Below are 21,052 nucleotides of genomic sequence, written 5' to 3'. Positions count from 1 at the left end.
AACTTTCCGGATTTTATTGACTAGGAAGCGCACTCAGGCTGGGCTGCCGTGATCACCTGCACCCAGGCATCCTGCCCGATCATCCTCAACAGACAGACGCCAGGGTTACGAGGCGTCCTTTAGGCTGGTGGTGGCGCCGTTAGATATTGGTGGCCGATGCGCAGACGCGGCTTTCGATGAGCGGGGATGGCGTGATCCGAAGAAGGGCGTGGCAGGAGCTGCGACGGCAGCCTCGGTGGTTGCTTTGGGTGCTGCTGGTATCGACCAGTTGCACCTTTGCTTCGACGCTGATGAGGGACCCGAACCAGGGGTTCGGTGGTCCGGTGTTGCACTTCGCCGTGCTGTGTGGGTCCGGTGCGCTGCTCGTGTCATTGATCGTCCTGATGCTATTGCGGGGAAGGGCCGGCATCGGTGACCGGTGACCGAACACGGACGTCCAAAGCCGCGTGATGACACCTCGTCCGCGACGGACCCGTCACCGGGTTACGAGACATCGCTTAGCTTGATCTTTAACCTGTGCGGCGTGGACGTGGATTGACAGACTTCGTTTTCTTTGCAGCCGCTGTCTTGGCGTTCGTGGTGGTCGCGGTGTGGACGTCGTAGCGCGGGGTGGGGTGAGTGTTGCGGCGGCCGGGTGGCCGCCCTGGTCCTGCCCGGGAGGGTTTGGGTGCACCGGCCGGACAGGTGACTCTCGGGCGGAGGTGCCGAAACCCTCGGCGGACGCGGGCGGGTGACAGACGCTGCGGTGGTGCGGGTTTCTCCCAGGGCCGGCGCAGGTCGGCGGCGAGGGCGCGGGCCAGGCGGAGCTGGGTGTAGGCGGCGAGGATCATCCAGGTCCAACGGTCGGCGGCCTGCGGGGTGCGGATCTTGGGGCAGGTCCAGCCGAGGGTCTGTTTGAACAGGCGGAACGTGTGTTCGATGTCGAAGCGGCGCAGGAACGTCTGCCAGAGCCGGTCGACATCGGCGGCGGTGGCGTCGACGCCGGACCACCACAGCCAGACCGGCTTCGGGGTCGCGCCGCTGGGTAGATGGTCGACTTGCAGCCGGATGACGGTTCCCTCGATGACCGGCAGTACCTTCGCCGAGTCGATCCAGGCGGATCGGTGCGTCAACCGGGGGTGCAGCCGGTCCCAGGCGCGAGCCCACGCGCTGCCGTAGAGACGGGTGTCGGTGATCGTGGCCGCGTCGGGTTCGCCCCAGGTGCTGGGATCGCCGAAGACGAACTCGCCGCCGTGGCGGGGCGGACGGCCGACCGTTCCCGGCTGCCGGGGCGGCACTGCCCGGCGTAGTACCCGGTCTGAGCGCATCCGGGCGAGGACCTGCACGGGCAGGTCACGCAGGAGAAACGCCAGCCGGGGCGCGTCGTAACCAGCATCGGCCACGACCAGGATGTCCGGGTCCCCGGCCTGCCACTGTCCGGCCCCGATCAGCCGGCCCACGATGTCTCGCAGCTGACCAGCGGTGACCGTGGCCGCGTCGTCACCAGGCGCCAGCCGCACCGCGTCCAACGGCGCGGTCCACGAACTGCGACCAGATTCCAGGGCCACGACCATCGAGTACGGCCAGCCCGGGATCATGATGGTCTGATCCTTGCCGCGGCCGTAGGTGTGACACAAGATCCGCTGCGGCGAGGTGTGCGCGTCCGGCCGCAGCCAGCAAGTGATGTCGACCGCCAGGACGAGACGACCATCAGCTGCCCGCGGCAACGACACCCCGGCGAGGGCCGTGCGCAGCCGATCGATGTCCAGCTGGCCGCAGGCGAGGGCGTCATACAGCGCCCCGTGACCGCGGCGGTGCTCGCCCACCAGCGACAACTCCACCAACGACCGGACCGGCCCGTCGGCGCACAACACCGCGTCCGTCAGGTCGAACAATGCCTCAGCCCGAGCGGTCAGGCAGTCGTAGAACTCTCGCCGGAACCTGTCCAGGTCCCCGACGGCGTCAGCCGCAGCACGCTCATGCACACTGGTCACCAGAACAGCCCTTGGTTATTGATGCTCTTCCCTAGACAAGAAGATCATCGGCCAAGGGCTGTTTCCGTGATCGGTCAGGGTCCCTACAGGGCCCTCGGAGGTTAAAGATCAAGTTAGTGGAGCAGCTGAGCTTCGGAATCGCGCTCTCTCAAGGCGACAATCTCGTCGACTGGACCGTTGAACCGGGGTACGCCATTAGCAGACCGAGCGAGGGCTTCGCGCAGATCGCCGACCTCTCGGGCTCCGTCCGGCGACCGACGGAGTACACCATCTCCGTGTACTCCATCGCAGCGGCACCGCTGCTGCTCGGGATTGCCGCTGCTGCCGAGAACTGGCGCCGTCGCCGCGATCCTCACCATCACTGGAACTCGCCGCCGCGCTGCTTGCCATGCTGCCACTGCGGCAGGTGCTCGTGCCGTCCGACATTCCTGGCCTTACCCGACTGGATCGCCTGCTGGCGGTCGAGGTCGTCGCGATCGTCGCGATGCTCGTGCTACCGGCGGCGCTCGGGCGCTCCTCGCCGCCCCGGGCAACAGCCGATTCCTCTGCTCCTCGTTGATGACCGATGTCAAGGGAACTCAGTCGCTTGGGGAGGAGTTGGTTATCACCCGAAACGAAGTACGCCACAACCAACTGGCTGACGGCTGCGACGCCGAACACGCACTCTTCATCGTTGCCGACGTCCAGCTTCGACGCTGTCCGTCGTCGAAGCCCTCGGGGGGCGGCCGCTGCATCTGGCCACGGATGGATTGCCATCAAGGCGCTCACTCCGACCAAGTACGGATACCGGCTCGTCTGAGGATGGACCAGGCTCAAGTGCAAACGAAGCCCTGCCAGGTCGCCACCTCGAGTGGAGTCCCGAACATCGGCCGACGGAATAGGATCGCTGTATGACGCTTGTCTTTTCATGGGTGCGGAACTCCTCCCCCGACGTGCGAGAAATGGTGATGGCAAGCGACAGTCGCCTCTCTGGGGGAGGCGCTCGCTGGGACTGCTGCCCAAAGATCCTATCCCTCCCACGTTCGGATGCTGTCCTGGCATTTGCTGGAATTACCGACATTGCCTATCCGGCAATGCTTCAAGTTCAACGAGCGGTCGAGGCAAGTCCTGCGGTCACCAGTCGACGATACGACATAACGCAATTAGCGGACATTGTGGAAAATGTCCTAAACCAAATGTTGGACATCAGGGTGGTCGACAGGGCGCTACTTGAATCGGCTCACTTAGAAAAAAGCGCGACGATGTTCATTCTCGGAGGCTGGTCTTGGCGATACCAGCAGTTCCAGATTTGGAAGTACTTTTTCAGCAGAAAGGAAAGAAGGTACGTTCGTTCCAAGAGAGAGCCGCACCGGGAGGACGAACCGAGTGTGCAGCTCCAAATTGGAGGCGATGTAACAGGAGAAGCTCTCCGCGAGTTCAACCTCCTCCGTGCCAGGTCGGGCCTTACGATGGACGACCCGTTAGACATGGAGCCCTTTGAAGTCCTACGAGACATGATTCGAAGTAAGAAGTATCCGACGATCGGAGGGGCTCCGCAAGTGGTGAAGGTGTATCGCCATATGAATGCGGATTTTTTCGGAGTGATCTGGCGTAGCGACCCGCGTGGGGAGGCGGTGGCGACTTACGGTGGTCGACCGCTTCTCGACTACGAGAAGCAGTTATTCCCTCTTATCGATGCCGACAGTCCATCGGATCATGCTAGGGCGAAGGCGCTGGCCCAGGCGAAGCGAACGAAGCGCCGAAGTGGGGTGCCAACGCAGGCCCGTCACGATGAGTCGCAAGACTAGCTTTGGGGCGACAGCTGGCAGGCGAGCCTATCTAGTTGGAGCGCCATTTTCGGGGAGGTAATGCTGGGAGCACTAGCCTCGCCCGAGGGGAGTCGGCGCAGAGGTACGGCCGAGCGAGGCAGGCTGATCGGACTGGAGGTAGGCAATCGCACGGTATATCAGGCGAGGGTCTTCTCGGAGCATTCCCAAACCCGAATTGCAGGTTGAACAGAGCAAACGGATGATCTTGCTGGCGGTGACGGCCATGATCGTCGGCCGTCGAACCGCTGACTTCGAGATGCTCCGACGTGCCGCTTCGTCTGCTTCCCTGGACGGAGCGGCATTGTCGTCTCTAGATTCCGCGTCAGGCGCTGCGGACGCTGCTGGCTGGCGCTTCGCGCAATCCGATCGGATCGGCGCAACCGCCGCTTCGCCCGATGTCGACGCACTGGAGAAGCTCGCGAGGTCGTGGCCGTTCAGGGCGTGCTCGCCCCGGCATTTCACGTCCACAATGATGACCGGTTCGCGCGTGCACAGCGGCGGAATGGATCGTGTGCGGGACCGATCCGTGCCCCATGTGGCAGAGATGCTCGTCGCCGCCGGGGGACGCCGGGACTGTCGGGTTCACCGGGAGGAGTCGGCGAGGCGTTTCACGCGACGGGGGCCGATGGTCGGTCGGCGCCGTGCAGACGGCCGGCAGCGACGATCGGATGGCGGGGGTCTGGAGGGGCTGCGCCGTCAGGTCGGCCGGCAGCCGGCGTATGGCTCGGAGTTGATCAATGTGCTGCTGGCGGTGGGCAGTGGCAAGCATGCGTGACAGGCTGCCGGTACCCGGACTTCGTCGAGCAGGCCATCGTCAACTCGGCCGACACGTGGCGCTACCGGAGGTCGACGACCCGTAGGTGCTACCGGCTGTCGCGGGTCTGCGCATCCCGTTGACGGTGATCTTCCAGTGTCGGTCCCGGATGGCACAATCCCGCTCACTGCCCGCCGGGAGGAGATCAACATGGGCTGGCTGTCGGCCGGTGCCGATTACGAGGTGAGCCTGGAGCGCGGCCGGGTGGTCGCGCGGAACCGCCAGGGAAAGCCGCTGAAGAGTTTGCCGAAGGCGTTGCGCGATGCCGACGTGGTGGTCGGCCTGCGGCAGCTGTCGGAGTGGTTGAAGCGGCACGAGCTTTCCTGCCGGCGTGAGGTCGAGCAGTGGATGATCCAGTCTCTCCCGGTGCCCACCACGGTGATCTGCGAGGTCTGGGCAGACGACTCGTGGCGGACTCCGCTGCGTGATCTGGTCGTGGTGCCGCTCGACGACGCCGGGCGATGGGATACCGACCGGGCGGGGCTGCTACGTGACGCGGACCCCGAGAAGGGTCTCGGGGTGGTGGACCTGGATGGCGAGAGTGGCCGTCTCACCGTCGAGCAGGTTGTTCTGCCTCACCCGGTTCGGCTGCCTGACCTGGCGGATCTGCGGGAGTTCGCCGCCGACCTGGGGGTGCGGCAGGCGACGCTGCAGCTGTTCCGTGAGGTGTGGACGCGGCCGGAGTCCGACGACGAACGACGGCGGGAGGTGTCCCGGTACGCCGGCGGCCGCTACAAGGAGTTGCGCCACGTGCAGGCGAGGACGACGTCGGCGGGTTACCGCGTGCAGGGCGGCGCTGCGTCGCTGCGGGTGTGGGAGGACGGTATTCCGATCGTCGCCTCATTGTGGATCGGCGAGGGCGATCCGCTGTACGAGACCGAGACCGGCCCACTCAACTTCACCGGTCCTGCAGGGGAGGCGGTGGCGCTGGCGGCGGTGGGACCGGTGGCGTGGTCGGAAGGAATGCGGATGGCGGCGAACCTGTACGCCGGCCGGGTTGTCGACGAGGACGGTGAGCAGGCGTGAGTGAGGCACTGTTGGAGGCGGGGGCCATCCTGCCCGGTGGTGAGGCGCAGGCGGGACGCGACGTGGTGACCGCCCGCCGTTACACCCATCCGGCGCTCAGTGGCCGGGCCGTGGTGCGTCTGGCCGGCGCCACCCTCGGCGAGGCCGAGGATCTGTCGATGGAGTTCCTCGGCTTCAGCCGCAGCGTCGAACCCACGCCGGTGGGCACGGCCCGCCGGCAGTCGCTCGGATTCCCGGCCTGGGCGCTGATCAACGATCCCGCTAACGGCCGACACGCACTCGCAATGGTCAAGGACATGGCGCGGCTGGCCCGGACCGCCGCCTCCAGGCCGGGCAACGCCCGCGAGGGCTACCAGCAACTGGCCACTCGGCTGGGCGCAGCAGCACCGCATTTCCTGCCGACGTTCTGGGAGCAGGCCGGGCGGGCGTTCCTCGCCGCCGACAATCCGCGGATGGCCGGCGGCTGCTTCGCCGAGGCCCGTCGGGCCGAACAGATGCACGGGCTCGCAGTGGACGAGGAGCGGCTGCGGGAGGTGCATCTGGAGTTCGCCTTCGCCGGTGCGCTGACGGCGAAGATGCTGACCGAGTACTCCCGCGCGGTCGCGGCACGGCGGCCGGCGCTCGAGGCGTACGAGATGGTGCGGACCCTTGCGATTCGTCGCGTCGCCGGCGGGTTGCCGCCGTACGCGGGAATGGCCGAGGACCTGCGACGGCTGGCGAAGGCGGCCGGCGTGGACGTCGAGGAGCAGGCCGAGGCGGTGATCCGGCAGTTGCTGGCGTTCCCCGCGATGGCTCGCTCGAGCGAGCCGGTGTGGAAGGCGTACCGCAAACCCCTGATGCGGCTGGCCAGGCGGGACCCGGCGGTGCGTACCCGGTTGGTGGAGATGTTCCCCGAGCCGCCGGGCTGGTCGACGGATGTCACCGACTTCTGGCTGGAGCTGCTGGAGGCGGCCGGCACGCTCGATCTGCTGCGGGACGAGGCGGCGGCGGTGTCCGCGGCGCGATGGCTGGAGCGGCTGATGGCGCTGCGGGAACGGCGCAGCCGACGCCGCTGCGAGAGGCTCATCCGTGTGGTGGCGAACTTGGTGCCGCGGCTGCGGGCGGAGGGCCGGCCGGTGAGGTTGTGGAGCGACTTCGCTCACCGGGCCGACCTGGACGTTCTCGACGTCTGCCTGACCGGCGGGGTGCCGGTGGCGGTGGAGACAGACAGCAGTGCGTTCAACGTGTCCGCCTGGGTGCAGGACGACGGTCCCGGCCGGCGAGACCTGCGGGCCGTGGCCGCCGACCCCGAATGTCGGGTGCTGCTGGCGCGTGGGGCGGCCGACGCGCTGTTGGGGCTGCACAGCAGGCACGGGTCGGGGCCACTGTCGGCGCAGCTGGTCACCGAGACGCTCGGAGCGGCCGGCCTGCGCGAGGTGTTGTCCGAGCTGCTCGTCGAACGGGCCGCTCGGATGCCGGAGGGTACCTTGATCGGCTTGGACGAGGCACTGTCCCAGCTCGCGGCCGTGTGGTCGCCCGCCGGCGTGGCGTTGGCACCGGAGGCGTTCACCGCCTTGGCGCGGGTCGACGTGCCTGCGGTGCTCGCGCGGTCGTTGCGCGCCGGTCTGGTCGCTGAGCTGTCGTGGCCGGCTTATGAGCAGGTGGCCGAGGACAAACTCGGCCGACGCTACGGCGACGGTTGGCCGCAGCTGGTGGTGCAGGACAACCGGACGGCGCACGTCGTCGACGTCAACGGCCTGATCAGCGAACACATCTTCCGGTATCCGCCATCGGACAGCCCACACGCGCGCAACTCCTACTCCGACACCAGCTGTCGGCTGGTCGATGGGCAGCTCCTGGTCACCTGGTACAGCACCAGCGGCCGGCTTGTCGGCTACTGGTCCGCCGACCCGGACGTGCTGGTTGAGCCCGACCAACCGACGGACCACGCCCTGTGGGGCCGACGGTCGCTGCCGTTGCCGCTGCCCGAAGGCGCGACGACCACGGGTGGTCGGCCCTGGCACGCCGGAGACACCCGCGGCCCGGCCGGGACATATCCGGTCGCCAGTGACGGGGTCTCGTTCTGGCGCTGTGAACGGCCCACCGACCCGACGGCCGGTGAGCGGCGTTGGCGGGAGTACGCCCCGGCGACGGGCGAGGGCGGTCGCTACAGCCTGCCCGCGTTCTTCGCCACCGACCTGCCGCGCGACGGGGTCCTCCTGGCTGACCTGTGTGAGTTGCGGCCGGCTCCGGCAGAGTTCGCCTCGTCGCCGCTGGGCTGGCGGGACGGGCTGGTGGGGTGGCGGGTGACCCGGCTGCCGGACGGCACGCAGGTGGGGGAGGGGGTTGACGGGCGGCGGGTGTCCTGGCACCCGACCGCGGTGCGGGCCAGCCGCAACCCGTTCCACAGTGACGCGCTGGTGGCGGGGCTCCAGCTGCCGGGCAGCGACGTGGTACTTCCGGTGACCGGGCGGCCCCATCACCGGGCCGAGTTGGAGCTGACGGTGTGGAGCGCCGACGGCCGCGAGCCGGTGGACCGTTGCAGGACATCCCGGTACCTGCCGCCGCTGGCCTGGTGGCACGCGCTGGGCGCGCGCGACGGGCAGGGCTCGGCCCGCCTGCGGCGTATCGACGCCGCCGACGCGGCCCGGCTGATGGCAATTGCCGACGCCGTCACGAAGTCCACCGAAATCAATGCGGCCGCGCTGGCCATCGTCACCGAGGTGCTGACGGAGGTGACCGACCCCGTCCTGCGTTCCGCCGTGGCGGAGAAGGTGGTGCGCGCGGTACGCCTGCGCCGGCGACTGGAGGGGCTGCCACAGTTGTTGGCGACCGACCCGGTCGAGGAGAGCACCGTCGAGACCGTCGCCGACGATGTGCTGCGCACCGCCTGGTCGGGGCTGCTGCCGGCGGAGAGGTTCACCTACTACTCGGGCAGAGCGCAGACCCGGCACGATGTTCTCCGGCAGGTCACCGCGGTCGCGGACCTTCTCACGGCCGGGACGGTCGAGGACGTACCGGAAGCCACCCCGACGTGGGTGGACGCCCTCGGCGGACTCGGCGCCCTGGCCGTCCGCGCCGCCGCACTGGTGACCGGCGAGCAGGAGCGGGCCGCTTTGACGCAATTGGTGTCCACCCTGGCCGATACCATCCTCTCCGACCCTGGGCAGGCCGTGCGGGTGCTCACCGTGACCTGGGACGAGGCACCTCCGGAGAGCCAGCGGACCGTTCAGCGCGACGGCGGCCAGGTGACGGTGCTGCTGCCGGAGCGCAGTCCCACCTGGTACGCCGGGCGGAGCAAGCAGTGGCGGCGTACGGCGGTGCAGCTGTCCCCGGACGGGCGGTTCACCCCGCCGTCGGGCGCCACCGTCGAGGCGGAGATCGTCGCGGCCGGCTGGCGCGGCGCCGATCGCATCGCGGCGTTCTGCCGACTGCTCGCCGAACAGGGCCCGGCCCGCTGGCGTGCGGAATGCGTCGATGACCTGGTGCAGCGCACCGGCATGACGCGGGCGGAGGCCGCTCTGCTGCTGGCCGGTCTTCCCGGCATCGACGAGTGGCAGGCGAACTTCCTCACCGCCGAACAGCGGCGCATCCTCGGCGTGAACACCACGCAGGCGCGCGCGGCCCGCGACGCCTTGAAGTCCCTGTCGTACGGGCAGCGGATCGCGCTGGTGGACGCGGCGATGCCGCGGGACCCGGCAGATCTGTGGCGGCGGGGCCCGGACGTCGACGGGCTGGCGACGGCCTGGCTGGCACTGCGCGGCGTCCGCGTCGTCATCGGCGAGCACCTGCTTGCCGACGCCACCCGTGTCCTGCCCACGACCCAAGCGGCCGACATCCTGCAGACGATCGCCAACCCGGCACCGGGAAGCTGGCTGACGACCGACGGCGAGAGCCGCCCCGGCGACTGGGGCCGACTGGAGACCACCGCCACCAGCGGAACCCCGTTCGACGGCAACCACCTGTACGGGTGCACGGTGGCGCTGCTGTGGCTGGCGTACGAGTTGCCGTGGGGTGACCCGATGCGCGACGCCCTGCCTCGGGCGCTGGAGCTGCTGCGGGAGCGGCTGCGCAACCCGCGGTTGCTGATCGGCGCCGGGCGACACGAGGTGGACGAGCCACCCCAGGCGGGGCCGGCGCTAGTGCCCGGACACGCCTTCCGGGACACGGTCGTGCACCATCTCGCCCCGGCTCGCCTCAACGGACCGCATGATCCCGCGGTCAGCTTCATCTCCGGCCCGGTCGCGGACGCGCTGCGGCTGGTGCTCTCCCCGGACATCACCGCCGTGCTGGCCACCCCCGACGGCGTCGGCGGCGAACACCGCGACCCGCGGGTCAGCGCACCCGAGCTGGTCGACGCCGTCGCGGTTCACACCGGCCTCGACCGTGACCCGGCGAGTTACTACCTGCAGCTGCTGGCTCTGCCTAACCCCACCGATGTCAACGTGCGGACCTGGAACGCCTGGAAGCCCGCCACCCTCAAGCAGGCCCAGGCGGCTCTTCTCGACGCCGGTCTGGTGCTGGCGGGCAAGCGGGAACGGGCGGGCCGCGGCGTCTTCCTGCCCGGCGGCTGGCTCGCGGCGAAGGCCCCCAGCACGCCGATGGAGACCTGGAAGCAGCCGCTGTACCTGTTCCTCAACGGACTGACCCTCGTCAACCGCACCATGCCGGAGCTGTACCGCGCAGCGTGGGATCGCGTGACCGCCGGTGACAACCCCCGCTACCTCGACCTGCAGGAGAAGGCGTGAGCACCCGACAGATCGACCCGCCGGAGCACCTGTACGCCGACGAGCTGGCGTTCCTGGCCGCCGCCGACCGTGGTCCCCGCCCGCCCGGCTGGCGGCTGACCCCTCATGCCGTGGTTACGTTCATCGCCGGTTCCGCCGGCCGCCCCGTGCCGGGCCCCGACGGCCGTCAGGTCACCATCGCGCCGAAGTTCGTGGGGGAGCGGGCCCTGATCGAGCGGTGTGTGGTGACCCTGGCCGGTGAGCGGGGCCTGCTGCTCGTCGGCGAACCGGGCACTGCCAAGTCGATGCTGTCCGAGCTGCTCGCCGCGGCGATCTGCGGCACAAGTGCCTTGGCCGTGCAGGGTACGGCCGGTACCACCGAGGAACAGCTGCGCTACGGCTGGAACTACGCGCTCCTGCTGGCCAAGGGGCCGTCCCGGGAGGCGCTGGTGCCCTCACCGGTGCTCACCGCCATGACCACCGGCGCCGTCGCCCGGGTCGAGGAAATTACCCGCTGCCTGCCCGAGGTGCAGGACGCGCTGGTGTCGATCCTGTCCGACCGTCGGTTGGTCCTGCCCGAGCTTGCCGACGACCCCGTCGCCTACGGGGCCCCCGGCTTCTGCGTCATCGCCACGGCGAACCTGCGCGACCGCGGCGTGTCCGAGATGTCTGCGGCGTTGAAACGGCGGTTCAACTTCGAGGTGGTCCCGCCGATCGCCGACTTCGACGCCGAGGTCGCCCTCGTCACCCGGCAGGCCCGCGCCACCGTCGAACGGGTCGGCGCCGCGTACACGGTGGACGAGGCGGTGCTGGAGACACTGGTGACCGCCTTCCGTGACCTGCGCACCGGCAGCACCGTCGAGGGCTGGGAGGTGGAACGCCCGTCCTCGGTCATGAGCACCGCCGAGGCGGTCGCCGTCGCCACGTCGATCGGCCTGTCCACCTCGTATCTGCCCGGCCCGGATCCGTTGTCCCTGCTCCCCGGGCACCTGCTGGGCGTGGTGCGCAAGGACGACCCGGCCGACCACGCGCGGCTGCTGGCGTACTGGGACGGCGCCCTGCGCCGACGCGCAGAGGCCGGCGGCCGGATGTGGCGGCAGCTCTGGGAACAGCGCGATGTCCTCCGCGACTGACCACATCACCGCCGGCGACCCCCGCGCCGCCGTCGCACGTCTCACCGACACCGGCCGCGTCACCCTGATCGGAGTGCGGCACCACTCGCCGGTGCTCGCCGCGGCGATCCCCGCCCTGTTGGACGCGGCCGCCCCGGACGCGGTGCTGGTCGAGTTGCCCGCCGACATGCAGCCGTGGCTGCCCTGGCTGGCGCACCCCGACACCCACGCCCCGGTCGCGCTCGCCGCCGCCGACGGCGACGAGGGCGGACCGCTGGCGTTCTACCCGTTCGCCGACTTCTCCCCCGAGCTGGCCGCGCTGCGGTGGGCGCAACGTCGAGGCGTGCCGGCCCACTGCTGCGACCTGCCGCTGACCGACCCGGCCTGGCAGGAACGTCCGGCCGTCGGCCCCCGGGCGAGCGGCTACGCCGACACCGTGCGGGCCGCCCTGACCGGGCGGACCGGCGACGACCTGTGGGACCGCTGGGTCGAAGCCGCAGCCCCCGGTTCACCGCCCGAGGCGGTACGCCGATCGGCGCTGGCGGTCGGCTGGGCGCTGCGTGCCGATGCCACCGCCGGCGGAATCGGCGCCCTCGACCAGCGGCGCGAGGCATGGATGCGACAACGCGTCGCCGAAACCCCGGGCCGCCTCGCCGTCGTCGTCGGCGCTTTCCACGCCCCCGCCTTGACCACACTCGCTCAGCCATCGCCCAACACACCACCCGACGCCGAGCCGCCACGGCGCGCACCGGTCATCTCGCTGGTGCCCTACTCGTTCGACCTGCTCGACGCGCGGTCGGGCTATCCCGCCGGAATCCGCGATCCTCGCTGGCAGCAGGCTGTCCACGAGGCTCATGCCGACCCCACCGCGCTGGCCGCCCGCCTGCGCGGCTTCGCCGTCGAGATCACGCGCCACCTGCGGGACCAGGGACACCCCACGGGACCGGCGGAGGCCGCCGAAATCACACGGCTCGCCCACGATCTGGCCCGACTGCGAAACCTGCCCACCGCCGGACGCGGTGAACTCGTCGAAGCGCTGCAGACGGTCCTCGCCCAGGGCGAGCCGGTCGGCTGCGGCCGAGCGGTCGCCGCCGCCATGCAGCACACCCTGATCGGACAGCGCCGTGGTCACCTCTGCCCGGACACACCCGTCTGCGGGCTGACCCCCGCAACCACAGCTCTCTTGCGGCAGTTGCGCCTGCCCGGCCCCGGTGAGGCGCCTCGCATCGTTCGCCTCGACCCGCTGCGTAACCCGCTCGACCAGCGACGAGAGGCCACCCTGCAGCGACTGCGGGCCTGCCAGGTGCCCTACGCCGAGCCGGTCGAGACCACCACGGCCGACACCCTCACCACCCGCTGGCGGTTGCACTGGCAGCCCGGCACCGAAGCCGCCCTCGCCGCCGCCAGCCCACACGGCGTCACCCTCGCCCAAGCCGCCGCCGGCATGCTGAACATCCGGCGCCGCCGTGAGGTTGCCAACGGCGGCCCCACCGCCGCACACGCCATCTCCGGGCTCGCGCGCGCCGCCGCCTGCGGCCTGCCCGACGCCGTCGACGTCCGCCTCGCCGACCTGCACGCCGCGGCGACCGGCACCGCCACGCTCGCCGAACTCGCCACCGCCAGCCAACTGCTCCAGCGGCTGCAACGCGGGCACATCCCCGCCACGCCGTCACCACCGACGGGCCTCGGCGAGCACCTGGCCCACCTGCACGCCGCCGCTGTCCGCGCCGTCAACGGGCTCGCCGGATCGACCGATGCGGGGGACGCCCGCGCCCTGCTCGACCTCGTTCGGCACGCCGACGACAGCGGCCACCTGCTGCGGCTCGGTGACGCCGTCAGCCGCCTCGCCCGTGAGGGATCACCGCTGATGCGAGGAGCGGGCCACGCCGTCCAGGTGCTGCTCGGCCTCGCCGAGCCCCATGCGTTCGGTGCTGCCCTGGCGTCCTGGGCCGAGATGCCCGCCGCCGAGTGCACCGACCGACTCCGTGGAGCACTCAGCGTTGCCGGCGCCCTGCTGGAGGCCGGCGGGGAAACGCTGGCCCCGCTGCTGGACACCGTAGACGGCTGGGACGACGAGCACTTCATCCGCCGGCTGCCCGCGCTGCGCGGCGGTTTCGACGCGCTGAGCCCCGCCGATCGGGACCGCCTTCTGGACACCGTCCGTCACCGCATTGGTGACCTCGACGCGACGATGACCGTCGCACCGAGCCTGCTCGCCGACTGGCTCGCCGTCGACCAGAAGGGACGCCAGGCCATGACCGCCCTCGGATTGCCTGCGGGCACAAGCGACAGCGCCGCCGAGTGGTCGGGTCCACCACCGCCCCCGGCAGAATCCCGCCAGGCATCCCGCCCCCAGACGCTCCCCGCCGCGCAGCGCTGGCGACTACTGCTCGGCCGCCGCCGCGACGACCTGCCACCGGGCGCCCGCCGACTCGCTACCGCGCTCGATGAGCTGTACGGGAACGGCAGGGGAGAGGGCTCTCACACCACCGCCGGACCTGGCGGCGGACGACAACCCGCTTACCCCCAGGTGCGCGACTGGGCTAACGACCTCGAAGCGCTGTTCGGCGCGGCAGTACGCGACGAGGTGCTCGCCCGCGCCGCCGAACGCGGACGCGCTGACGCTCTCCTCACCATCGCGCCCGAGAACGTCCGACCCTCGGTGGAACTGCTGCACACCGTCCTGGCTCTGGCCGGCGGTCTGCCCGAGGCGCGGCTGCACCGACTGCGCCCACTCGTCGCCCGGCTCGTCGCCGAGCTGACCGAGCAGTTGGCCCGACAGATCAGACCGGCACTCAGCGGACTCGCCACACCACGACGCAGCCGCCGACCCACCGGGCGCCTAGACCTCGGAGCCACCGTCCATGCCAACCTGCACACCGCGCACATCGACTCCCACGGCGCGGCCCAGATCAGCCCTGAACGGTTCGTCTTCCGCAGCCGCGGTCGACGCAGCGTCGACTGGCAGGTCATCCTCCTCGTCGACGTATCCGGGTCGATGGAACCGTCCACGATCTGGGCCGCGCTGACCGCGTCCGTCCTCGCCGGCGTGACGACCCTGCGAACCCACTTCGTCACCTTCTCCACCGAGGTCGTCGACCTGACCGACCGGGTCGTCGACCCGCTCAGCCTGCTGATGGAGATCAGTGTCGGCGGCGGCACCCACATCGCCGCCGCCCTACGCTACGCCCGGCAGATCGTGACCACCCCCAGCCGCAGCCTCGTCGTGCTCGTCAGCGACTTCGAAGAGGGGCATCCCATCGGCGGACTACTGGCCGCCGTCCGGGCGCTCGCCGACGACGGCGTCACCCTGCTCGCCTGCGCCAGCCTCGACGACCGTGGCCAACCCCGCTACAGCACCGCCGTCGCCGGGCAACTCGTGGCTGCTGGGATGCCCATCGCCGCGCTGAGCCCCACCGAACTCGCCCGCTGGATCGGAGACCAGGTCAGATGAGCCTGCCGGACGTCGCACCACACGTCACCGCCGACGCCGTCGCCGCTCTGCCCACCCGGCTGCGGTCCAAGCTCGACCAAGCTCTCGAGAAGCAGCCGACCTGGACCATCACCTCGTCCGACTCCGGCGCGACGATCGCCTTGGACGACCATGTCACGGTCACCCTCACCACGCCGGTCGACGCGGCGGACCGAGCCGCCTGCAACTGCCTGCTCGCACCACGCTGCCTGCATCGGGCCGCGGTGCTCAGCGCCGCACCCGTCCTGACCACGCAGCCACACCATGCGGTCGCAGCCGGACCGGACGTGGCCACCGCCGGGGCCGTCGTGACCACCGAAGCCGACCCGCCGGATGCCGCCGCCCCGTCCGCCACCGCCGAGGAGAAGGCCGCCGCCGCCCAGGTATGCGACGTCGCTGCCCAGATCCTCGAACACGGGGTGGCAGGCGCCGGCGCGGTGACCCAGGCGGATCTGCTCCGCGCCATCCACCAGGCCCGCGCCGTCGGACTGCCCCGACTGGCGACAGCCGCGACCAGAGTGGTTGAACAACTGCGCGCAGCCCGCCGGGGAATCCCCGGATTCCGGCTGGCCGACCTCACCGAGGATCTGCGCGAGGCGCTGACCGTCTGTCACCTCCTAATCGAAGGTATCGGTGACCAGCGAGTCGCCCGGGGCACCAGCCGGCGCGGCTACAGCCCGGTCGGCGACCTGCACCTGTACGGGCTGTGCACCGAGCCGCTGCGCACCACCACCGGCCACGTCGGCGCGATCAGCTACCTGACCGACGGCGATGCGACGATCTGGAGCCTGGCGCAGGCACGCCCCGGCGACGGCGACACAGCCCGCAACGCCGCACACTCAAGCGTCAACCTCGGCGACGTCACGCTGAGCCACCGTGAGTTGTGCCGTGCCGGGATCATCGCCGTCAATGCCCACGCATCCGTCGACCGGCGACTCAGCCACGGCAGGACAACGCAGGCCGTACGAACCACAGGCCGCAGCTGGCGCGAGGAACCAGCCGACGCCCTCTGGCGACAACCGATCTCCGAGCAGGCCGCACGCTGGCTGAACGCCCTGGAACTCGCCCGACACGAGCGGCCCGCCGGCCACGACCTCGCCTTTTTCGACGGCGTCCTCGCCGCCGATCAGCGAGGCCTACTCCTGAAGACGGCGCAACTGCCGGGGCCGGTCACCGTCCTGGCCCCACACGACGATCCGATGCTTCCGTACGTCGCGAACCTGCGCCTGCTCGCCGCTCACGCCACCGGCAGGCCGGTACGAATGGTCGGGCGCTTCCACGGACGCCGCCAAGTCCACGGTCTCGCCGTTGCCGCGCCCTGGCTGCCGAACCGCTTCGCCGGACACATCGACCTCGGCGTCGACCAGCTACAGCGCGCCGACCTACCCGGCGCCGCAACCACGGAGCCTCCGGACGCCGACCAACCTCAACCACCGCTGCATCTCCTCGCCCACCACCTACAACGAGTTGTCGCCGCCGGTCGCAGCGCCCTGATGCCGGACGTCGATCGGGACCTGAGAGCGCTGCTGGACGCCCAGCTGCCGACAGCCGCCTCCGTGCTCCGAGAGCTACGGCGCGCGGGCCACCGGCGTAGCCGCGACGCGTTCGGCCGCTTGAACCAGCAGGACTCCACCGCCCTGGCGGGGGCCTGGCTGACCGCTGCGGCCTACCAACACGCTGCGACTACAGCCGCAGCCGCAGGATCATGGCAAGCCACGTGGCAGCCGTCAGCCTGATGCTGCCCCTGAACACGTCCGCTTCGACAAGCCCTGCTGCCGTAGTGCTTCAGGAGCGGGGAAAGTATGTGGCTCGACATGGTCAAAGGACTCGAAACCCCGGACTTGACTCTTGCAGCAGTCCCGGATCGTCCGGCCGAGGTGGGTGGTACCGGGCTCCATGGTGACGACGGCTGCCCGCCAAATTGGCGCATCGCTCCAGTGTCCCCTCAGGACTGCACGCTCGTTCGTCTCGTCGCCGAGGGCAGCGAATTTTCGGTCGCGGACGGGCAACCGGGCATCGTCGTGCCGACCAAAGGCAGACACCCTGGCCGACCCTACGCCCGCGCTGTCGAACCGTCGTGGGACTGTTTCCTCGAGTCAGCCGGTGGGACGACAGCGATCCCGACCAAGTGCCGGACTCGCCACCCGAGTGGGCGCCGAACGGCTCCGGACTTCTATCCTAGGACGCTCCAACGGCTGTGTTTCTCGTCAACCGTGGAGTCTGGATGGGGTGGCAGGGCGAATCCTTGACCGTTCCCCGTAACGGACCCGGTAACGACGAGGGCTCGCCGGGGAGGAGTGCCCGACATTCGATGGCATGAGAACGTGACGCGTGATGTCGCTGTGTCCGGGTATGCGGATGTATCGAGCTGTTCCGGCATCACGTGACAGGATCGTTGTACAACTGGGGGTCAAGGGGTCGTCGGTTCGAATCCGGCCGTCCCGACAAAGAAGAAGCCCTGACCAGCGGGAACACTGGTCAGGGCTTTGATTTTCTTCGATGGAGACTTGAACCGCCCCCCGAAAACCCCCCGTTTACGCGGTGCGGCAACCAAGTTCGTCATCGGTGTGCATCGTTCTCTCCTGGCGACGATCCTTGGTTGCTCGGGTGGCTGCCGAGCCGTTCGAGGATGCCGGACACGTCTGCGGCTTGTACCGGCTTGGCGATGTAGTAGGTCCTTGATCGCCTACGACCACTGACCCGACTTCGGAATTACTCGTCTAGGAGAACAGATCACCTGCGGACTGCCCTGCTTCACGCTTGCGGCGGAAGTAGTCGTTGATGATGGTTCGGTACCGGTCAGCGTCCGAGCGGGCCCAGTTCCGCATGAGTTCACAACCGAACGCCAGCGAGGTGATCGGCTGCGCCCCGGCCTGAAGCATGCGGTCGATGGCTGCGTGGTGGGTGACCGCTGAAACGCCTCCAACGGCATCGATCACGGGGTAGATCTCATAGCCCTCCAAGAGCATGTCCAGGGTTGGGAACGCGAGGCAGACCTCTGTCCACAGGCCGGCCATCACGATCTTCTTGCGTCCAGTGGCCTCGATCGCGGCCCGAAAGTCCGCATCCTCCCAGGAATTGACACCTGTGCGGTCGATTTCAGTGATGCCGGGTAGTTCACGGGTGATCTCGTCGACGGTCGGCTTGTGCACGCCCATTCCCACCGCCACGGTGGTCACGACCGTCGGAATCTCATAAGCTCGCGCCAGTTGGGCCAGCGTCACCACACCGAGGTTGATCTCGTCCCGGCTGGCGGAACCGACTGTGGCGTACTGGCCTTCCTGGTAGTCGATGAACGCAATGGCGCAGTTTTGCGCTGTCAAGAGGTGGTCGGAATCGGGATCGCGGATCGGTTCAGGATTGATCTTCTTGCTTGTCGGGATAGTAGTCATACGTCATCTCCTCTGGTGTCTGCTGGCCTAAGAGCGGATGCTGGCGGCGCGCGAGGTGGTCTTGCGCGTCAGGTCCACGAAGTCGGGTTCGAAATTCGGATCGACGTTGACCGCTTCCCACAGTCGCTGTCGGCCCGCGGTGGAGATCGGCAGCAACCTGGCCGGGTCATCGACGGCAGACACCAGCGTGTCGTCGTCCTCCGCAGAGCGACGTAGCGGACGAGGGTTGGCGACGTCCAGAGCACGCTCCACGACCGCTCTCATGGGCCCAGCCGCCATCAACTCCAACGAGGTCTCATAGTCGCGTCCGAGGATGTCCGCGAGGTCCAGCGCCTCGCGTAGTCCCGCCTCCGCAGCCATGATGGCTACGTTGGTGATCAGTTTGTAGTCCACGCCCGCACCGAACTCACCCAGGTGCCGGGATCTGCCGAGATCATCGAGTACCGACTTCACCCGCTCGAAATCGTCGGCCGATCCGCCGACCAGGAACGTGATCGTCCGCTCGCGCGCGTACTTCACGCCGCCAACGATGGGCGAGTCGAGCACGGCCACTCCGCTGGGCGCCGCCGCGCGGACCTGGTCGACGATTGCTCGGGTGGTGGTCGAGCAGATCAGCACTGATGCACCAGGCTGGGCACCGGCGAGTATTCCATCGTCGCCCAAATAGGCGGTCGGGATGTCATTCGACATCACGAGGCCGAAGATCACATCAGCGCCCCGCGCCGCTTCTGCGGCCGACGCGACCGCGGTCGTCCCGATGCGCCTAGCTGTTTCGAGCCGGGAGTCCGAGATATCAGATACTCGCACTTGATGTCCGGCAGCGAGGAGATGAGGCGCCATCTGCTCGCCCATGTCGCCGAATCCCACGATTGCGATCGTTGCCATGCATTTAGCTCCTATTCAATAGATCCGTGCCCACGGGTGAGGTGTGGCAGGTCATGGGTCGGCCAGACCGTTGAACTGCGTAGTGAACGTCATGGAACTCCCCGTGGCCGGACATCCCGCACCCGTGAACTGCAGCACCGGGACCGACCGCGACCACGAGTACCAGCAGGACGCCGGAGGCGATCCAGGGCCCTTGCCGCCGCCGGCGAGGCCGGTCCGACCGCGGTCGCTCGGACCTGGAGCGCCTGGTCCAGGGCGGCTATCGAGCGTTCCTTTCGCCGGTCGGCGCTCACCTGGTGGTAGTCGCCACGCTGGCGGCACTGGCGGCGATGATCGCCGCCGCGGTGCGGGTCACCGCGGTGGAGACGGCCTCTGATCCCCAATGGCCGCGTCCGATCTCGCTGGCTCGGGCCACCGTTGTCGATGTCCAAGACAGCGGGGGCCGCAGCGAAGGCACAGCGCCGCTGGCGAAGAGCAGCCCGATGATCGCCGCAGTGCGGGGATCCGGGGCTTCGCCGTCCTCCAAGATCCGGCGGATCCGCGCTCGTAGCTGCGCCTCCTCAGGACGTGCTGGATGCAGCAGGCCGCGGTCCACGAGCCGGTCGAGTACCACCCACCACAGATCGGTGCCGAGCGCGACGAGCAACGGCCGCACCCGCTGGGGCTTCTCGGCGACGGTGTCGTAGGCCGACTGCAGCAGCGGGTCGGGCAGCGGACCCTCGCCCGACGGGGTGACCCGCGGGCCGTCCAGCACCCCGGAGTTGTCGGTCTGGATCCGACCGAGCAGGGCAAGCTCGGTGAGCACCGCGCCGCCAAGCGCGTCGTGCAGGGTGCCCGCTGTCTGAATGGAAACGCCGTCGTCGTCCATCAGGAGCAGCATGAGGTCGTCGACGATGAGCAGGTCGTCCCGTACCGACGTCGGCTTCTCGCCCATATCTCGTTCCTTTCTCGTAGTTCTCTCCGCGCGGTGTCCCTTCCGTCAGCTCAGCCGAGGAAGGTGCGCAGGACGGCGTTGACCTCCTCGGCGTGGGTCCAGAGCAGACCGTGTGGGGCGCCTTCGATTTCGACGTACTCGGCGTCGGGCAGGCCCTGGCGAAAGCGCCGGGCGGTGGCGTCGATGGGGAGGATGTTGTCGGCGGTGCCGTGCAGGATCAGGGCCGGTTTGCGGCTGGCACGGACCGCCTCGACGTCGGCGCGGAAGTCCTCGATCCAAGAAGACACGACGGCGTAGGCCGCCACCGGCGCGCTGGAGACTGCGACGTTCCAACTGCCGGTGACAGCCTCCTGGCTGATCCGGCTGCCAAGGTTCTCGTCGAGGTTGTAGAAGTCCGAGAAGAACTGCGTGTACCAGGCGTAGCGGTCACCCTTCGCCGCGGCCTCGATCCCGTCGAACACCTTCTGCGGCAGGCCCTCGGGGTTGTCGTCCTGCTCGACCAGGAACGGTTCGAGTGAGGCGAGGAATGCCAGCTTCGCCACCCGCTGATGGCCGTACCGCGAGACATAGCGGGCCAGCTCACCGGTGCCCATCGAGAACCCGACCAGGACGACGTCGCGCAGGTCGAGCTTCTCCAGCACTGTGTTCAGGTCGGCCGCGAACGTGTCGTAGTCGTAGCCGGAACCTACCTTCGACGAGCGCCCGAAGCCACGACGGTCGTAGGTGATCACCCGGTATCCGGCAGCAAGCAGTTCACGCGTCTGAAGCTCCCAGCTGTGGCCGTTCAGCGGATACCCGTGGATGAGGACAATCGGCTGACCGGCACCCTGATCCTCGTAGTACAGCTCGATCGGGGTGCTGTTCTCGGTCCCGACGGCGATGAATCCCATGATCGTTTCCCTCCTGTTGTCGCATACCGGGTGGTGGTGT

The 21,052-nt window shown here is 69.1% G+C and carries 13 protein-coding genes; 8 read left to right on the top strand and 5 right to left on the bottom strand.

Going from position 1 to position 21,052, the window contains the following annotated elements:
• Positions 1–509: 509 nt before the first annotated feature.
• Complete coding sequence (locus tag O7607_RS00575) at positions 510–1,973, bottom strand: NF041680 family putative transposase (protein WP_269700144.1); 1,464 nt, start codon at positions 1,971–1,973, stop codon at positions 510–512.
• Between the two features lie 388 nt (positions 1,974–2,361).
• On the opposite strand from O7607_RS00575, the gene O7607_RS00570 reads away from it, so the two are divergent.
• The 8 genes from O7607_RS00570 (at position 2,362) to O7607_RS00535 (ending at position 16,647) form a co-directional block, all read left to right on the top strand.
• Positions 2,362–2,532, top strand: coding sequence for a hypothetical protein (locus tag O7607_RS00570; protein ID WP_269700271.1), 171 nt, complete (start codon positions 2,362–2,364; stop codon positions 2,530–2,532).
• 331 nt (positions 2,533–2,863) lie between these two features.
• Positions 2,864–3,760: a hypothetical protein gene (locus tag O7607_RS00565; RefSeq protein WP_269700270.1), complete on the top strand. Its 897-nt coding sequence runs from the start codon at positions 2,864–2,866 to the stop codon at positions 3,758–3,760.
• Between the two features lie 220 nt (positions 3,761–3,980).
• Positions 3,981–4,556 (top strand): hypothetical protein, encoded by a 576-nt coding sequence (locus tag O7607_RS00560; protein WP_269700269.1) that lies wholly within the window; start codon positions 3,981–3,983, stop codon positions 4,554–4,556.
• A gap of 189 nt (positions 4,557–4,745) precedes the next feature.
• A complete protein-coding gene (locus O7607_RS00555; RefSeq protein WP_269700268.1) occupies positions 4,746–5,621 on the top strand; it encodes a DUF4132 domain-containing protein in 876 nt (291 codons plus the stop codon).
• Positions 5,618–10,348: a hypothetical protein gene (locus O7607_RS00550; protein WP_269700266.1), complete on the top strand. Its 4,731-nt coding sequence runs from the start codon at positions 5,618–5,620 to the stop codon at positions 10,346–10,348. Before O7607_RS00555 ends, O7607_RS00550 begins: the two co-directional genes overlap by 4 nt.
• Positions 10,345–11,460, top strand: coding sequence for an ATP-binding protein (locus O7607_RS00545; RefSeq protein WP_269700265.1), 1,116 nt, complete (start codon positions 10,345–10,347; stop codon positions 11,458–11,460). The genes O7607_RS00550 and O7607_RS00545 overlap by 4 nt, the downstream gene beginning before the upstream one ends.
• Positions 11,444–14,893 carry a DUF5682 family protein gene (locus O7607_RS00540; RefSeq protein ID WP_269700263.1) on the top strand — a complete coding sequence of 1,150 codons (3,450 nt, stop codon included), beginning with the start codon at positions 11,444–11,446 and terminating at the stop codon, positions 14,891–14,893. Before O7607_RS00545 ends, O7607_RS00540 begins: the two co-directional genes overlap by 17 nt.
• Positions 14,890–16,647, top strand: a complete 1,758-nt coding sequence (locus O7607_RS00535) for a hypothetical protein (RefSeq protein WP_269700260.1) — start codon at positions 14,890–14,892, stop codon at positions 16,645–16,647. The genes O7607_RS00540 and O7607_RS00535 overlap by 4 nt, the downstream gene beginning before the upstream one ends.
• 984 nt (positions 16,648–17,631) lie before the next feature.
• On the opposite strand, the gene O7607_RS00530 is transcribed toward O7607_RS00535, so the two are convergent.
• From O7607_RS00530 to O7607_RS00515, 4 genes are all read right to left on the bottom strand, one after another.
• A complete protein-coding gene (locus O7607_RS00530; RefSeq protein WP_269700258.1) occupies positions 17,632–18,303 on the bottom strand; it encodes a hydrolase in 672 nt (223 codons plus the stop codon).
• 27 nt (positions 18,304–18,330) lie between these two features.
• The gene (locus tag O7607_RS00525; RefSeq protein ID WP_269700257.1) at positions 18,331–19,188 is read right to left on the bottom strand and encodes an NAD(P)-dependent oxidoreductase; all 858 of its coding nucleotides are present in this window, start codon (positions 19,186–19,188) and stop codon (positions 18,331–18,333) included.
• A gap of 289 nt (positions 19,189–19,477) precedes the next feature.
• On the bottom strand, positions 19,478–20,122 hold the full coding sequence (locus tag O7607_RS00520) for a GOLPH3/VPS74 family protein (RefSeq protein WP_269700255.1): 645 nt from the start codon (positions 20,120–20,122) through the stop codon (positions 19,478–19,480).
• A 50-nt stretch (positions 20,123–20,172) separates the two neighbouring features.
• Positions 20,173–21,012, bottom strand: a complete 840-nt coding sequence (locus O7607_RS00515; protein WP_269700254.1) for an alpha/beta fold hydrolase — start codon at positions 21,010–21,012, stop codon at positions 20,173–20,175.
• Positions 21,013–21,052: the final 40 nt, after the last annotated feature.

This window comes from Micromonospora sp. WMMA1949 (assembly GCF_027460145.1).
In the GTDB taxonomy this organism is placed as follows: domain Bacteria; phylum Actinomycetota; class Actinomycetes; order Mycobacteriales; family Micromonosporaceae; genus Micromonospora.
Note: the sequence above shows the minus strand (reverse complement) of the source record. Positions and strands in the feature narration are given on the sequence as shown.

Excerpts from the sequence above, each read along its gene's own strand:
- O7607_RS00540 (WP_269700263.1), top strand. The coding sequence starts at position 11,444 with ATGTCCTCCGCGACTGACCACATCACCGCCGGCGACCCCCGCGCCGCC.
- O7607_RS00515 (WP_269700254.1), bottom strand. The coding sequence starts at position 21,012 with ATGGGATTCATCGCCGTCGGGACCGAGAACAGCACCCCGATCGAGCTG.
- O7607_RS00525 (WP_269700257.1), bottom strand. The coding sequence starts at position 19,188 with ATGGCAACGATCGCAATCGTGGGATTCGGCGACATGGGCGAGCAGATG.
- O7607_RS00530 (WP_269700258.1), bottom strand. The coding sequence starts at position 18,303 with ATGACTACTATCCCGACAAGCAAGAAGATCAATCCTGAACCGATCCGC.
- O7607_RS00565 (WP_269700270.1), top strand. The coding sequence starts at position 2,864 with ATGACGCTTGTCTTTTCATGGGTGCGGAACTCCTCCCCCGACGTGCGA.
- O7607_RS00570 (WP_269700271.1), top strand. The coding sequence starts at position 2,362 with ATGCTGCCACTGCGGCAGGTGCTCGTGCCGTCCGACATTCCTGGCCTT.
- O7607_RS00535 (WP_269700260.1), top strand. The coding sequence starts at position 14,890 with ATGAGCCTGCCGGACGTCGCACCACACGTCACCGCCGACGCCGTCGCC.
- O7607_RS00520 (WP_269700255.1), bottom strand. The coding sequence starts at position 20,122 with ATGGGCGAGAAGCCGACGTCGGTACGGGACGACCTGCTCATCGTCGAC.
- O7607_RS00555 (WP_269700268.1), top strand. The coding sequence starts at position 4,746 with ATGGGCTGGCTGTCGGCCGGTGCCGATTACGAGGTGAGCCTGGAGCGC.
- O7607_RS00560 (WP_269700269.1), top strand. The coding sequence starts at position 3,981 with ATGATCTTGCTGGCGGTGACGGCCATGATCGTCGGCCGTCGAACCGCT.